Origin of the sequence: Streptomyces sp. NPDC058985, assembly GCF_042740985.1 — a bacterium.
In the GTDB taxonomy this organism is placed as follows: domain Bacteria; phylum Actinomycetota; class Actinomycetes; order Streptomycetales; family Streptomycetaceae; genus Streptomyces.
The window spans coordinates 62,622-76,368 of sequence record NZ_JBHYJX010000014.1 but is presented as its reverse complement, the minus strand read 5'-3'; the positions used below and the strand labels follow the sequence as shown (position 1 = coordinate 76,368).

Genomic DNA, 13,747 nt, shown 5'->3' with positions numbered 1-13,747 from the left:
TGCGGGCACGCATATTTACTGTCAGTCTCAACCCTCCCGAGACCGGCAGAGAGGACGTCACCATGCGCGCCAGGGGAATCGCCTACGACACCGGGTTCGTCATGGACGGCCAGGTGTCCCACGAGCACTTCGACCCCGGAGTGGTACGGCGAGAGCTCGCCATCATCCGCGACGAACTCCACTGCAACGCGGTCCAGATCATCGGCGGCGACCCGGACCGACTGGAGCTGGCCGCAGGTGCCGCAGCCGACCTCGGCCTGGAGATCTGGTTCTCGCCCTATCCGCTGGAGCTGGATCCGGAGCAGATCCTCACGCTCCTCCGGGACTGCGCCGAGCGGGCGGAACGGATCCGGCACCAGGGGGCCGCGGTCGTGTTCGTCGCAGGGGTCGAGCTGAGCGTGATGAACCGCGGGTTCCTGTCCGGAGAGAGCCCCGAGGAGCGGGTTGAGCATCTGATGCGTCAACCCGAGCGGCGGGGCGAAGCGATGCGCGAGCTCGGCGTACGGATGAACGCGTTTCTCCGTGAGGCCGCGGCCACGGTCCGCGAGAGCTTCCGGGGCAGGCTCACCTACGCGGCCATCCAGTTCGAGCAGGTCGACTGGACCCCGTTCGACATGGTGACGTTCGAGCTGATCCGCTCCGCCGAGGTCGCCGACCGCTTCCGGGACGCGGTGCGCACCCTGACCCAAGGCCCGAAGCCGCTCGCCATCACCGGGTTCGGCACTGCGGCCTACCGAGGCGCTGGAGACCGTGGAGGGCGGGTGCTGGAAGTGGTCGAGCACGACCCGACGACCAAGGCCCCGGTACGGCTGAACGACACGTACGAGCGTGACGAGGCCGGCCAGGCCGCGTATCTGAGTGAACTGCTGGAGATCTTCGAGACCGAGGGCGTGGACAGCGCGTTCGTGTTCTTGTTCGCCTTGCCCGGCTACCCGCACCGCCCGGACGGCGACCCCAGGGACGACTTGGACCGGGCCGGCCTGGGCATCGTCAAACTCCTCGAAGGGCGCCGGGGGCAGACCTACCCCGACATGGAATGGGAACCCAAGGCCGCCTTCACGGCAGTGGCACAGCGGTATCGGAGGTGACAGGCTCCGTGCGCGGTGGCCACGCCGGGATCGACGATCTCAGGTCAGAGGGCTTCCCTGTTCTCCCTCGGGGCCGTTCCGGACCTGTGCACGGGAGGCAGGACACTCCACGGGAAGTTGATCCACTCATCGGTCCGCTTCCACACGTACTCGCACTGGACGAGCGAGTGCGACTTCTCATAGATCACCGCGCTGCGGACCTCTGCGACGGTGTCGAGGCAGAAGTCCCGCACCAGCTTCAGCGTCTTGCCGGTGTCGGCGACGTCGTCGGTGATCAGGACCTTCTTGTCGGAGAAGTCGATGATGTTGGGGACCGGCGCGAGCATGACCGGCATGTCGAGCGTGGTCCCGACCCCCGTGTAGAACTCGACGTTCACGAGGTGGATGTTCTTGCAGTCCAGCGCGTAGGCCAGCCCGCCCGCCACGAAGACCCCACCGCGGGCGATGGAGAGCACTATGTCCGGCTCGTACCCGTCGTCCGCGATCGTCTGGGCGAGTTCGCGCACGGCGACGCCGAACTGCTCGTAGGTCAGATTTTCCCGAACATCACTCATGCGCGCGTCCTGCTCATACCTGGGTTCATGCCCGGGTTCACACCTGGGTCCGATGGAAGTTGAGGAAGGAGCGGGAGGCGGTGGGCCCCCGCTGCCCCTGGTAGCGGGACCCGTACCGCTCGCTCCCGTACGGGTGCTCGGCCGGCGACGTGAGCCGGAACATGCAGAGCTGCCCGATCTTCATCCCCGGCCACAGCTTGATGGGCAGGGTCGCGAGGTTGCTCAGCTCGAGCGTCACGTGCCCGGAGAACCCGGGGTCGATGAACCCGGCGGTGGAGTGCGTGACGAGGCCGAGCCGCCCGAGCGAGCTCTTCCCCTCCAGCCGCGAGGCGAGATCATCGGGCAGCGAGACGACCTCGTACGTACTGGCCAGCACGAACTCGCCGGGGTGCAGGATGAACGGCTCGTCGCCCTCCGGCTCCACGAGCCGGGTCAGATCCACCTGCTCGACGGAGGGGTCGATGTGCGGGTACCGGTGGTTCTCGAACACCCGGAAGTAGCGGTCGAGGCGCACGTCGATGCTCGACGGCTGCACCATGGAGTCGTCGAACGGATCGATCCGCACCCGCCCGGAGTCGATCTCGGCCCGGATGTCCTTGTCTGAGAGAAGCACGCACCGAGGATACGCAAGGCGCGCGGAGCTGCGACAACCGCCGCCGCGCCGCGCGCCCGATCCTGCCCGGGGCAGCCCCCGGGTCTCCCGCTACCGCTCCTGCGAACCCACCGGCACGGCACTCCGCAGCCGCGCACACCGCGGACATCGGACGAGCCTGCCGGGGCCGAGTCGCTCGGCCTGCTGCATCGGGAACGAGGCGGCGGTGAACACGTGCCCATCGGCACAGCGGACGACGGTGGTGCGCTCCATCAAGTCCTTCAAGTCCCTTCCCCAAGAGCCGCGTCTGGCTGTCTACCCTGACGACAAAAGCCACAGTACGGGATGAAAGAGACGACTCTCCAGGCGGCACTCCGCCCTCACGCACACCCTCTCCAACGCCCCCACCGTACGCGCCAACTCGGCCCGCCCGCAGCCGCATCCCACCCCCCGGCACGACCGGCGACCCCGCGGCGGGAACACCGGGGGCCAGCGATGGGGTAGAGTGAGCGAGCGTCCAGGCACCGACCATGGTCGGCGTCTTACGCGGGTGTAGTTTAATGGTAGAACATCAGCTTCCCAAGCTGAGAGCGCGAGTTCGATTCTCGTCACCCGCTCCATGAAGAAGGCCCAGGTCACGCACCTGGGCCTTACTTGTTGTCTTCCCAATCAGGGGGACGTGCCCTCTGCGTGCCCCAAGTCGAGTCCAGGCTGTCGCACCAGCGCCATTCGGACGCTCCAGCAGGCATCGACCTGACCCCGCGTCCCACCATCGCGCGACGCAATGCGTGTGACCCCGCGCCACAGTTACGCAAAGATCACCAAGACGCATACGCAAAGGGGGGTGCGGGACAGGTGGCGCCCGACCTCCGGGCATGCCTTGACGGGTTGACCTCGCCGACTCGGCAGTACGGTGAACCCCGTGACCTCCTTACCGGAAGGATCGCCGTCACTGATCGGCGAAGACGACCTCGAAGCAGCCGTGCGACGCCTGCAGGAGACGTACACGGAAGGACTCATCCCACACGAGGCGTTGGACGAGCACCTCCACCAGGTGCTCAGCCTGGCGGGTACCTCGGGTCCTCAAGGTCGGGTCAGCGTATGCAAGGGTGCGCCTGGACCTGTTCCGGGCGGCCCTCCAGCACCCGGTCGTCGACATCGAGCTACAACTCGGAACCGGCGGGGCCAGGATCACGGTGCCTTGTGACGCGACAGCTGACGTCGAAGGCTTGAGCATGGGATGGAAGGACCTGCGCTACAACCTCCCCGGCCTGGCGGGCCGACGATTCGGATCTCCGGGGTCATGGGCTACGGACGTTTGAAGATCCGCCACGCCCTGCGCTGAAGCCCCATCCGGCGCTTCGGCCCCGCCGGCGGCGAGCGCAGCACTGGGCAGGCGCCAGGCCTCCCAGTGCCTCGCGGAGAGCCGTGCCCACGGCAGGCCCCGCCATGGCCACCTGTTGAAGGTCGTCGCCCTTCAGCATCGATAGCTCTGCGGAGGATGAAAGGACCCGGCGGAGCGCAGCGCACTGAGCGTCACCGGCTCTTCGAAGGAGACGGGATTCTCCATCGTGCGACCGCGCGCCTGCGTCGCGCCGCTCATGTAGGCGTCGTGATCCCGCCGGGTCATCCCGGTCTGCCCCCGATGAGCCGACCAGACCTCGCTGGGAGATACGGCCGAGGGGGCCAGAGCATCGCTACTCGTCGTGCAGTTCGGCGCGGACGCGGAGTGAAGGCTGGAAGGCGTACAGGTCGAGGATGCTGGGTGGCTCGGCCAGGCCGGGGCCGCCCTCCTTGACCCAGGTCGTGATGTCGGCTGCGGCGCCGGGATCGTTGACCTGGCCGAGCCAGACCGGTCGGCCTCCGGCTTTGCGTCCTTCGGCGGAGGGCTGGATGACGATGACGTTGGCACGCTCGCACGCGTCGAGGCAGTCGGTGCGCCGGACTGCCTCGATGTCCCCCAGTGCGGAGCGGACGTCCGCGAGTTGGGCCTCGTGGTCCAAGCGCGGAACCTTGGCCGCGGTGCCGCAGCAGCAGCCCCGGCAGACGGTGACCGTGCACCGGGCGGCGCTGGCGGGAGAGGACGCGCGATCGCGGCGGGTACGCCGGCTCACGTGTTGTCCTTGCCGAGGCTGTTCGTCCACGCGCCCTCGCGCAGCAGGCGGAGACCGTTCAGACCGACGATGACGGTGGAACCCTCGTGGCCCGCCACGCCCAGCGGCAGCGGAAGGGTGCCGATGAGGTCCCAGGCCACGAGCGCGGTGATGAAGATCCCGGCGATGACCAGGTTCTGTACGACCAGGCGGCGGGCCCTGCGGGACAGGTCCACGATGGCGGGGACGGTCGCGAGCTCGTCGCGGACGACGACCGCGTCGGCGGTCTCGAGTGCGAGATCGGAGCCGGCCTTGCCCATCGCGATGCCGGTATGGGCCGCGGCCAGAGCCGGGGCGTCGTTGACTCCGTCGCCGACGACCAGCACCCGGCGTCCTTCGGACTCCCACGTCCGGACGGCGGTCACCTTGTCCTGCGGGAGGAGCCCGGCGCGGACGTCAGTGATCCCGACTTCGGCGGCGAGGTGGCCGGCGGCGCGCTCGTTGTCGCCCGTCAGGAGGACCGGAGGCCGGCCGGTGAGTGCGGTGAGGGCCGCCACCGTGGCCTTCGTGTCGGGGCGGAGCCGGTCGGAGATACCCAGCACTCCGGCGGGGAGGCCGTCGCGCAGCACGAGTACGGCGGTCTGCCCCTGGTCTTCGAGCGTCCGCACCGTACTGCCGGTTTCCGCGTCACGGTCGGGGGCGAGGCGGGCCGGGGAACCGACCTGGACCAACTGGCCGTCGACGGTGGCGGTGACGCCGGCGCCTGGCTCGGAGGTGAAGCCGGCCGCGTCGGCGAGGGCAAGGCCGCGTTCGCGCGCCGCCTGGACGACGGCACGGGCCAGAGGGTGCTCGCTGGGAAGTTCGGCCGCCGCTGCCGTCGCCAGCAGCGTGTTCTCGTCCAGGCCGGAGCCCGGCGCGGGCCGGATGTCGGCGACGCGGGGAGTGCCCTCGGTAAGGGTGCCGGTCTTGTCCAGGGCGACGGCGTCGATCTGCCCCAAGCGCTCCATCACGACGGCTGACTTCGCGAGGACGCCGTGTCGGCCGGCGTTGGCGATGGCGGACAGCAGCGGCGGCATCGTGGACAGCACCACCGCGCAGGGCGAGGCGACGATCATGAACGTCATCGCGCGAAGCAGGGCCGACTGCAGTTCGTCGCCGAAGGCGAGCGGGATGGCGAAGACGGCCAGCGTGGCGACGACCATGCCGATCGAGTACCGCTGCTCGACCTTCTCGATGAACAGCTGGGTGGGAGCCTTTGTCTCGGAGGCTTCCTCGACCATCTTCACGATCCGGGCGATCACCGAGTCCGCGGGATCCCGTTCGACGCGGACGCGCAGGGCTCCGGTGCCGTTCACGGTGCCGGCGAACACCTCGTCCCCCGCCTCCTTGGCCACGGGCAGCGACTCTCCGGTGATGGTGGCCTGGTCGACGTCGCTGTTCCCGACGATTACCTGCCCGTCCGCACCGATGCGCTCGCCGGGCCGGACCAGGATGGTGTCGCCGGCCGTGAGGGAGTCGGCCGGGACGGTCTCCTCCTCTCCTCCGGGCAGAAGCCGGGTGGCGGTGGTCGGCGCAAGATCCAGCAGACCGCGCACCGAATCGGCGGTCCGCGCTGTCGCGAGTGCTTCCAGGGCGCCAGACGTGGCGAAGATGACGATCAGCAGCGCACCATCGAGGACCTGGCCGATGGCGGCTGCGCCCAGCGCCGCGACGACCATCAGGAGATCCACGTCCAGGGTCTTGTCCTTCAGGGCCTTCAGGCCCTCCCACCCCGGCTCCCAACCGCCCGTCACGTAGACGGCGGCATACATCGGTCCCCACAGCCAGACCGACGTCCCGAACAGGTCCAGCGGCAGGGCGACCAGGAACAGGACCAGCGCGGTCAGCGCCCACCGGGCCTCCGGCAGCGCCAGCACCCGCGTCCGGCGCCGCTCAGGCGCCGACGGCGACGCGTCGGTGGGCGGCGCGGGCCGCAGGTCGAGGACTGAAGACATGACAAAGCAACCCTTCACGGACGGGCCGGGGCAACATCATCACCCTACAGGAATGAATGAACAGTTATTCATGTGTGGCGGGTACGATGTTTCCATGGGGCACGGAACCGGTACCGCCAGCAACGCCACGACCCGCGAGCGACTCGATGCCGTGGGAACCGCCGATGTCGCAGCGACCCTCCAAGCTCTTGCCACACCGTCGCGGTTGCGCATCCTGGCCCGGCTCCAGGAGGGACCCTGCTCGGTGGGCGAGCTCGCGGAGGCCGTGGGAATGGAATCCTCCGCCTGCTCCCACCAGCTCCGCCTGCTGCGGAACCTCGGACTCGTCACCGGCGAGCGCCATGGCCGCTCGATCGTCTACGCGCTCTACGACAACCACGTCGCCGAGCTCCTCGACCAGGCCCTCTACCACGTGGAACACCTGCGCCTGGGCGTCCGGGACGCTCAGGCGCAGGTGCCTGCAGCCGACTGAGCCCACTGGACCGAGCCGACCGCGACGTCTCCCCCTCCATCGCTTCCGTCCGCCCGTCAGCAGCCTCCCGCAGACGCCCTCGCACCTCGGCGTCGATCCCCTGGGCCAGCCGACGCTGGTGCTTCGCCGTCGGGTGCTGGTAGATCAGCTGGCCGCACTCCGAGGACTGGCCGGCACGGACCATGAGGTCCTTCGGCTTGGTGCCCGTGTCGGCTGCAAGGGTGCTGCCGGTGGGCCGGAGGCCGTAGAAGCGGAAGTTGTCCGGCATTCCGGCCTTCTCCCTGGCTCGGCGCCACTTGCGACCGAAGGTCGAGCGGCGGAAGGGCGCCCCTTCTCCCCGACGAAGACGAGGCCGTCCCGCTCCTTCTCCGTGAACCACCGCAGGTGCCGCTGCAACTCCGGCCGTACGAAGCCGGGCAGGTACACGGTGCGCTTGCCCTCAGGCTGAAGCCCGCTGCACCCGGCGCCACGCCGGCGGGGACCGCGATCCATGCCGTGACGACAGTGGTCATAGTGATTACCCGTGACGCCCGCGTAGCGGAACTGGACGCCGAGATCGACGCACTGTGCACGACGCGACGAGAGGGAAGGCACGTCCCGGTTCGAGGGCGCCCGACTGTTCCGCGAGGCTTGGACCACCGGGGTGCGCAAGCACTTCCACGGCGAGCCGCAGCCCGGCTACGTCACCCCCTGGGAAGAGACCCCCGCGTGGGAACGTCAGGCCGCCGGCGCCGACCACGACCAGGTGCGCCAGTTCCTCGACCTCAGTGACCGCCACGCCTCCCGCCTCACTCGCGAACAGAAGAGCCGCGCAGATGTACAAGCACTTCGAAGACCCGAAGCCCGGCTACGTCGCTGACCGGGCCGATCTGCTCGAAGGCAGAAGGAGACCGACGGCGACATCTTCGAGGCCATCGAGAAAGCCTCGAAGGAGTCACCGATGGAGCCTCTTTCCACGCCTCACAGCGCACCCGATTGCAGCACCACCCCTTTCGGGCGACGGCAGCGCCGGCGAAGGGGGCGCCGGAGATCGCGACCGCGGGTACGAGCAGCCCACGTGCCCACACCGTGCGCCGGTCGCGCCCGAAGAGACATGCCCGAGCGCCCCAGGATGCCCTGGGGCGCTCGGGCATCAGGCGGCCCTTCAGGCCGGGCGCGGCTGGAGGTAGCGGGCCAACAGGTCGTCCAGGCTCACCATGCCGATGAGCTCGCCGGAGCCGTCCCGGACCACCGCGAGGGTGGCCCGGCGGCGGCGCAGCAGCTCGATCGCTTCGGCCACCGTGGTTTCCCCACGGAGGTCGGGCACCGGGCGGGCCAGGGCACGGGCGGTGGTGGGCCGGCCTTGGAAGCGGGCAACCAGGACATCGCGGGCGTGCAGCGAGCCGAGCACGACGTTGTCCTCGCGGACCAGAAGCCGAGTGCGGTCCCTGGCGGTGGCCAGGGCCAGGATCTGTTCCGCGTCGGCGTCGGCGTCGACCGCGGTGATGGCGACGGCCGGGATCTGGAGCTCGTGCACCGGGGTTTCCGGCTCGGTGAGCGAGCGGGTGAGCAGTTCCGAGTCGGTCTCGTTGATGAGACCGAGCCGTTCGGACTCTTCCACCAGGTGAGTGAGCTGCTCACGGTTGTGGACGGAGGCCAGCTCGTCGCGCGGGGTGACCCGGCAGAGCCGGACGAGCGCGTTGCTAATGCGGTTGAGGACCCAGATGAGCGGGCGTACGGCGGTGGCAACGGCCCGGAAAGCAGGGGCGAGCAGCATCGCGGAACGCTCGGGATGGGCGATGGCCCACGACTTGGGCGCCATCTCGCCGAGCACCATGTGCAGGAAGACGACCACGATCATGGCCACGGCGAAGGCGATGCCGTAGCTGAGCGCGGTGGGCAGACCGAGCTCGTGCAGCAGCGGGTCGAGTTCGTGGGAGATCGCGGGCTTGGAGACCGAGCCGAGACCCAGCGTGCACACGGTGATGCCGAGCTGGGCACCGGCCAGCATCAGGGACAGCTCACGCATCCCCGCCAGCGCGGCCCTGGCGCCGCGCCGCCCCTCAGCGACCGCCTGTTCCATGCGGTGCCGCTTGGCGGCCACCAGGGCGAACTCGGCGGCGACGAAGAATCCGCTGCCGATGAGCAGCAGAACGGTGACGAAGAGCGCCATCGGGAAACTCATGCCTCCTCCTCCGCCTTGTCGGCCATCCACTCGATCCGGACCCGCTCCGGAACATGCCGGTGAAGGGTGCGTACGTCGACCAGGACGCTGGCGCCGGTGGGAAGCTTCACCGTGAGCCGGTCACCGATGGTGGGGAAGCGGCCGAGCCGGTCGACGATCAGGCCGGCCACGGTGTCGTAGTCGTCCTCCTCGGGTAGCTCCACGCCGGTGACACCGGCCACCTCATCCAGACGGCGCCCGGCATCCACCAACCAGCCGACCCCATCCGGCACCGCGACGGCGATGACGGTGTCCGACTCATCGGCGATGTCGCCCACCAGCTCCTCGGCGACGTCCTCGTAGGTGACGACACCCGCCACCCCGCCGTGCTCGTCGAGAACGACGGCGAACTCGTCGTCGCGCTCCCGCATTTGCTCCACGGCGGCCGGCAGAGGCAAGGTGTCCGGCAGAAGCAGCGGCCCCCGGGCCAGGGAACCGGCCGTTCTGGAAGCCAGCCGCTCGGCGGCCACGCCCATCAGTTCCCGTACCCCGAGCACGCCCGCGACGTCGTCCGGGTGGTCTCCGATCACGGGGTAGTTGGAGTGGCCGTACCTCCCGACGAGCTCGATGGCCTCGGCCGCGGTGGCGTCCTTGCGGACGAACACCGCGTCGACGCGCGGCACCATCACTTCGCGCAGCGTCCGCTCGGAGAACTCCAGTACGTGGTCGACCAGCTCGGCCGTCTGGCGGGGCAACTGCCCTTGGTCGTGGGACTCGCCGATCAGATGACCCAGCTCCTCCAGTGTGGCGCCGTGGTGGAGTTCCTCGACCGGCTCGATACCGATCCTGCGCAGCAGCCTGTCCGCCGCGCCGTCGAAGACGCGCACCACCGGGCCGACCACCTTCAGGTAGGCCAGCGTGGAACCCGCCAACGCCTTGGCCAGCTGCTCCGGCACGGCGATGGCGAGGTTCTTCGGCGCCAGCTCGCCCAACACCATCTGCACGACCGTGGCGAGGACGAACGCCAGCACGACCGAGATGCCCGTGACGGCGCCGTCGAGAACACCGAGACCGGACAGCACCGGCTTCAGCAGCGCGGAGACGGCCGGCTCGGCGATGAATCCCACGACCAGGCCCGTCACCGTGATGCCGAGCTGGGCGCCCGAGAGCATGAACGACAGTCGCTCCAGCACCTTCAGCGCACGGCCGGCCTTCCTGTCCCCCTCCTCGGCCTCCCGGGCGAGGGCGAGCCGGTCGGCCGAGACGTAGGCGAACTCCTGGGCGACGAAGTAGCCGGTTCCCGCGGTCAGCACGAACACGGCCAGCACACCGAGCCAGGCTTCCACGGCACTCATCCCGCACCACCCCGCCGCGGATTGTGCTCGGCAATCCGTGTACGGAATGGTCGAGGACCGAGCCCCGAAGGGTCCGTCGATCTGGCGGACAAGCGCCGGCTCCTTACCTGTGTGCAGACAGCAGAACGGTTCTGGCTGAACCAGGTTCCCACCCCGGGCATGCGTCCCCTCGTTTCCGGCACACCACCAGTGAAGGGCCTTCGCGCCGAGCGGCCTCCGGTCAGCCCGGGGGCGGATTTCGGCCTTTCCCGGCGAGGCGACCCGCAGGGCGCTCTTCATCTGCCGAGGCAACTCTATGCTTCTACTCGTTTGTAGAAACAGGCCCTGGGGCGACCCGGGCCGCGCCCTATGGAGATGACACACATGGCCTCGGTCGATCTGGACAAGGTGCTGGACAAGGCGTGGGCGGACAAGAGCCTGCAGGAGATACTCGCCGCCCCCGTGGCCTCGCTGAAGGGGGTCTCCGACCGCGACGGTGAGCTGCTCCAGGAGGCGTTTGGCGTCAAGACTGTCGCGGACCTGGCCGACTTGAAGTACGTCCGCTGGGCGCAGGCCCTCGCCGCTCTCGAAGCGGCCAAGTAGTCGGCCGAGCACGGGACGTAGCGTCGTCCGTTCTCACGCGGGCGGACGGCACCTTCCTGAAGATCACGCGCACGTATAAGGAGTGGACGCCACGATGGTGTTCAAGCGACTTCTCGGCTCGCTCGGCGTGGGCGCCCCCACGGTCGACACGGTTCTCGACCCGGCTCCCGTCCTGCCCGGTGGTGCACTCGGCGGCCAGGTGCACCTCAAAGGCGGCCAGGCCGATTTCGACCTCGAGCACATCACGCTCGACCTCGTGGCCCGGGTCGAGGCCGAGCACGAGGAGGGGGAGAGCGAGGGCGTCGTCGTCTTCGACCGATTCACCGTCGGCGGTGGCTTCCGGCTGGCCTCCGAAGAGTCACGCAGCATCCCCTTCAGCGTCACACTGCCCTGGGAGACACCCGTCACCGAGTTGTACGGGCAACCTCTGGGCATCGTCCTCGGCGTGCGCACCGAACTCGCCGTCGCCGGCGCCAAGGACCGTGGCGACCTCGACGAGCTCACCGTCGGCCCGCTGCCGGCCCAGGAAGCGATCCTGGAAGCCCTCGGGCAGCTCGGCTTCGGTTTCAAGTCCGCCGACCTCGAGTACGGACGCATCGGGGGCACCGGGCAGCAGCTTCCCTTCCACCAGGAGATCGAGCTCGCCCCCGCATCCCAGTACGCCCACCAGGTCAACGAGATCGAGCTGACCTTCCTGGCCAACTCCGCGGGACTGGAGGTGGTCCTGGAAGCCGACAAGCGCGGCGGTCTCTTCTCCTCCGGCCACGACGCGCTCACGCGCTTCACCGTCGGCCACCACGACAACCGCGACTGGGCGGCCGAAGTCGACGGCTGGATCCGTCAGCTCGTCGAGCACCGGTCCGCCTACGGGCACGGTGCGCCCTTCGCCGACCTCGGACACCACGGACACCACGGACACAGTGAGCGTCATCACGACGACCACCACCGGTCCGGGCCGGGTATGGGAACGGCGATCGCTGCCGGAGCCGCCGGCCTCGCGGTCGGTGTCGTAGGCGGCATGGTCGCCGCCGAAGTCGTCGACGAGGTGGGGGACTTCTTCGAGGGTGACGACGAGAGCGACGACTGAGCGGTAGCCGGAGCCAGCCCCAGGGACGGAGCCGCGCGCTCCGTCATCCGCTTTCCGAGCACAGCACGAGCTTTCAACTACCCCGAGCCGAATCGTGCAGGGGCTCCCCTTGACCTGTTTGGAGTGTTCATGGCCCTGTGGGACCGCTTCAAGGAGTCCGCATCCCAGATGCAGGCCCAGCTCACGGCGAAGAAGAACGACCTCAAGAGCGGCGCCTTCCGCGACGCGAGCATGGCGATGTGCGCGCTGGTCGCCGCGGCCGACGGCACCGTCGACTCCTCGGAGCGGCAACGCGTCGCCCAGCTCATCGCCACCAACGACGTACTGCAGAACTTCCCTGCCGACGACCTGCACCGGCGTTTCGAGGACAATCTGAACAAGCTCGCGGCCGACTACGCGCTCGGCAAGGTCAGCGTCCTCCAGGAAGTCGCCAAGGCGAAGAAGAAGCCTGCCGAGGCTCGGGCCGTGGTGCAGATCGGCATCGTGATCGGCGGAGCCGACGGCGATTTCGACAAGGACGAGCAGGCCGTCGTTCGCGAGGCGTGCTACGCCCTCGATCTCCCGCCCCACGAGTTCGATCTCTGACCAGCGGACGGGCACCGCGCCGGAGCGATCACAGTCTTGTGTCGTTCCGGCAGGTCCCTCCGTCCGTCGCAGCCGGACCGACGCAGGCCGCATCTGCGGACGACCGGGTTCGATCAGGCACGCGGAGCACTGCTCACCGGATGCGTTCAGGAACGAGATCGGTACTACGAGGGTCACCGGACCAAAGGCGGCCTCCTCTGGGCTCTCGCCGGGATTTCCAGCGGAGTCGCGCCGGCAGACCGCGCCTGCCTCTCGGCCCACCCGATCAGAGCGGTGTCGCAGCGTGCAGGATGAAGAACATGGTCACGGCCGAGTTCGCGGACGACATCGCCGACACGGCGGTTCCCGCCGCAGCCGCCCACGCCGCCCGCCCCACCGACGTGGACACCGATGACCAGTTGCGCGACACCGGAGCGGGCTTCAGCAGGGCGGCCACCCTGCGCGGCACCGGCCCTGGCTCGGCCATGCCCGCCAGAGTCGCCACCGGCACTTCGCGTGACACCAGGGCCGCCTTGCCGATCGCGTGTGCCACAACCCGCCGGCTCCCCACGGCACGGGCCGCTTCCTCGTCGGCCCACCGTTCCGCCGCGTACGTCACTGTGGAGCGCAGTGGGCGCAGGAATGGGTTGGCGCGTGAGGCCAGTTGCACAGCGACCAGATAGCGGTGATGTCGCCCGGCGAGGTGTGCCCGCTCGTGGGCGAACAGCGCCCGGCGCTCCGCCGGTTCCAGGCAGCTGAGCAGGGCGGTGGTCACCACGACTCGGTCTCGCCGCGCGCCGGGCAAGGCGTACGCATAAGGGACGTCGTCCGCGAGTACGGCCACCACGGTATCCGGCAGTCCGGTCAGCGCGCGGTGAGCACGACGGCGTACCCGGCCGTGCCGCCACAGCGTCCGCCCGCAGGCCAGGAGCACCGCACCCAGAGCCGGGATCGCCACCTTCCCGGCCACTTCGTCGAAGGGAACCGCCGCGCGCACCTCCGGGTCGGACCAGCCGTCAGGCAGAGGATTCCCCGGTAGCTGCGCCGTCCCGACCACCATGACCAATGCCAAGCACACCGTGCTGCACAGCGCCATCACAGTGGCCACAACGGTGAGCAGCCTGGTCGCCGTCCGCGGGTGCAGATGCTGCTCGGCCAGCCGGGAGATCGGCCAGGCGGTGAACGGCAGGACGAGCGGCAGGAAGACGAAGACCCCCATGAGG

12 protein-coding genes, 1 tRNA gene and 3 pseudogenes are annotated in these 13,747 nt (G+C 69.2%); 8 read left to right on the top strand and 8 right to left on the bottom strand.

What is annotated here, in order from left to right:
• Nucleotides 1-62: 62 nt before the first annotated feature.
• Nucleotides 63-1,088: a hypothetical protein gene (locus tag ACFW01_RS15420; protein ID WP_384503978.1), complete on the top strand. Its 1,026-nt coding sequence runs from the start codon at nt 63-65 to the stop codon at nt 1,086-1,088.
• A 44-nt stretch (nt 1,089-1,132) separates the two neighbouring features.
• Here ACFW01_RS15420 and ACFW01_RS15415 read toward each other — a convergent pair whose 3' ends face one another.
• Together ACFW01_RS15415 and dcd are read right to left on the bottom strand one after the other, a co-directional pair.
• Complete coding sequence (locus tag ACFW01_RS15415) at nt 1,133-1,642, bottom strand: phosphoribosyltransferase (RefSeq protein ID WP_234956641.1); 510 nt, start codon at nt 1,640-1,642, stop codon at nt 1,133-1,135.
• 37 nt (nt 1,643-1,679) lie between these two features.
• The gene (gene dcd, locus ACFW01_RS15410; protein WP_064728971.1) at nt 1,680-2,255 is read right to left on the bottom strand and encodes a dCTP deaminase; all 576 of its coding nucleotides are present in this window, start codon (nt 2,253-2,255) and stop codon (nt 1,680-1,682) included.
• Nucleotides 2,256-2,780: 525 nt separating this feature from the next.
• On the opposite strand from dcd, the gene ACFW01_RS15405 reads away from it, so the two are divergent.
• A tRNA-Gly gene (locus ACFW01_RS15405) sits at nt 2,781-2,854 on the top strand.
• Nucleotides 2,855-3,156: 302 nt separating this feature from the next.
• Nucleotides 3,157-3,579: pseudogene (locus tag ACFW01_RS15400) on the top strand (DUF1707 domain-containing protein).
• Nucleotides 3,580-3,931: 352 nt separating this feature from the next.
• Here the strand turns inward: ACFW01_RS15400 and ACFW01_RS15395 are convergent.
• The gene (locus tag ACFW01_RS15395; RefSeq protein ID WP_384503976.1) at nt 3,932-4,348 is read right to left on the bottom strand and encodes a (2Fe-2S) ferredoxin domain-containing protein; all 417 of its coding nucleotides are present in this window, start codon (nt 4,346-4,348) and stop codon (nt 3,932-3,934) included.
• Nucleotides 4,345-6,321, bottom strand: coding sequence for a heavy metal translocating P-type ATPase (locus tag ACFW01_RS15390; RefSeq protein WP_384503974.1), 1,977 nt, complete (start codon nt 6,319-6,321; stop codon nt 4,345-4,347). The genes ACFW01_RS15395 and ACFW01_RS15390 overlap by 4 nt, the downstream gene beginning before the upstream one ends.
• A 94-nt stretch (nt 6,322-6,415) precedes the next feature.
• Here ACFW01_RS15390 and ACFW01_RS15385 point away from each other — a divergent pair, with 94 nt between their 5' ends.
• Nucleotides 6,416-6,793 (top strand): metalloregulator ArsR/SmtB family transcription factor, encoded by a 378-nt coding sequence (locus tag ACFW01_RS15385; protein ID WP_234956639.1) that lies wholly within the window; start codon nt 6,416-6,418, stop codon nt 6,791-6,793.
• A gap of 34 nt (nt 6,794-6,827) precedes the next feature.
• Here ACFW01_RS15385 and ACFW01_RS15380 read toward each other — a convergent pair.
• Nucleotides 6,828-7,231 (bottom strand): annotated as a pseudogene (locus tag ACFW01_RS15380) (site-specific integrase); the annotation flags it as partial.
• Nucleotides 7,232-7,409: 178 nt separating this feature from the next.
• Here ACFW01_RS15380 and ACFW01_RS15375 point away from each other — a divergent pair.
• A pseudogene (locus ACFW01_RS15375) lies at nt 7,410-7,715 on the top strand (hypothetical protein); the annotation flags it as partial.
• Between the two features lie 222 nt (nt 7,716-7,937).
• Here ACFW01_RS15375 and ACFW01_RS15370 read toward each other — a convergent pair.
• Both ACFW01_RS15370 and ACFW01_RS15365 read right to left on the bottom strand, forming a co-directional pair.
• On the bottom strand, nt 7,938-8,957 hold the full coding sequence (locus ACFW01_RS15370; RefSeq protein ID WP_234956638.1) for a hemolysin family protein: 1,020 nt from the start codon (nt 8,955-8,957) through the stop codon (nt 7,938-7,940).
• On the bottom strand, nt 8,954-10,291 hold the full coding sequence (locus tag ACFW01_RS15365) for a hemolysin family protein (protein ID WP_384503971.1): 1,338 nt from the start codon (nt 10,289-10,291) through the stop codon (nt 8,954-8,956). Before ACFW01_RS15365 ends, ACFW01_RS15370 begins: the two co-directional genes overlap by 4 nt.
• 363 nt (nt 10,292-10,654) lie before the next feature.
• Between ACFW01_RS15365 and ACFW01_RS15360 the strand changes: the two genes are divergently transcribed.
• The 3 genes from ACFW01_RS15360 to ACFW01_RS15350 all read left to right on the top strand — a co-directional run bounded on the left by ACFW01_RS15360 (nt 10,655) and on the right by ACFW01_RS15350 (nt 12,545).
• On the top strand, nt 10,655-10,873 hold the full coding sequence (locus ACFW01_RS15360) for a hypothetical protein (protein ID WP_234956637.1): 219 nt from the start codon (nt 10,655-10,657) through the stop codon (nt 10,871-10,873).
• Nucleotides 10,874-10,967: 94 nt separating this feature from the next.
• Nucleotides 10,968-11,960: a sporulation protein gene (locus ACFW01_RS15355; protein WP_384503969.1), complete on the top strand. Its 993-nt coding sequence runs from the start codon at nt 10,968-10,970 to the stop codon at nt 11,958-11,960.
• A gap of 129 nt (nt 11,961-12,089) precedes the next feature.
• Complete coding sequence (locus ACFW01_RS15350; protein WP_234956635.1) at nt 12,090-12,545, top strand: tellurite resistance TerB family protein; 456 nt, start codon at nt 12,090-12,092, stop codon at nt 12,543-12,545.
• 265 nt (nt 12,546-12,810) lie between these two features.
• On the opposite strand, the gene ACFW01_RS15345 is transcribed toward ACFW01_RS15350, so the two are convergent.
• Nucleotides 12,811-13,743, bottom strand: coding sequence for a M56 family metallopeptidase (locus ACFW01_RS15345; RefSeq protein WP_234956634.1), 933 nt, complete (start codon nt 13,741-13,743; stop codon nt 12,811-12,813).
• Between the last annotated feature and the right edge of the window lie 4 nt (nt 13,744-13,747).

What these genes read in the sequence shown, in the direction of transcription:
- ACFW01_RS15390 (WP_384503974.1), bottom strand. Translation starts at nt 6,321, where the DNA reads ATGTCTTCAGTCCTCGACCTGCGGCCCGCGCCGCCCACCGACGCGTCG.
- ACFW01_RS15360 (WP_234956637.1), top strand. Translation starts at nt 10,655, where the DNA reads ATGGCCTCGGTCGATCTGGACAAGGTGCTGGACAAGGCGTGGGCGGAC.
- ACFW01_RS15385 (WP_234956639.1), top strand. Translation starts at nt 6,416, where the DNA reads ATGGGGCACGGAACCGGTACCGCCAGCAACGCCACGACCCGCGAGCGA.
- ACFW01_RS15370 (WP_234956638.1), bottom strand. Translation starts at nt 8,957, where the DNA reads ATGAGTTTCCCGATGGCGCTCTTCGTCACCGTTCTGCTGCTCATCGGC.
- ACFW01_RS15345 (WP_234956634.1), bottom strand. Translation starts at nt 13,743, where the DNA reads ATGGGGGTCTTCGTCTTCCTGCCGCTCGTCCTGCCGTTCACCGCCTGG.
- ACFW01_RS15415 (WP_234956641.1), bottom strand. Translation starts at nt 1,642, where the DNA reads ATGAGTGATGTTCGGGAAAATCTGACCTACGAGCAGTTCGGCGTCGCC.
- ACFW01_RS15420 (WP_384503978.1), top strand. Translation starts at nt 63, where the DNA reads ATGCGCGCCAGGGGAATCGCCTACGACACCGGGTTCGTCATGGACGGC.
- ACFW01_RS15350 (WP_234956635.1), top strand. Translation starts at nt 12,090, where the DNA reads ATGGCCCTGTGGGACCGCTTCAAGGAGTCCGCATCCCAGATGCAGGCC.
- ACFW01_RS15355 (WP_384503969.1), top strand. Translation starts at nt 10,968, where the DNA reads ATGGTGTTCAAGCGACTTCTCGGCTCGCTCGGCGTGGGCGCCCCCACG.
- ACFW01_RS15365 (WP_384503971.1), bottom strand. Translation starts at nt 10,291, where the DNA reads ATGAGTGCCGTGGAAGCCTGGCTCGGTGTGCTGGCCGTGTTCGTGCTG.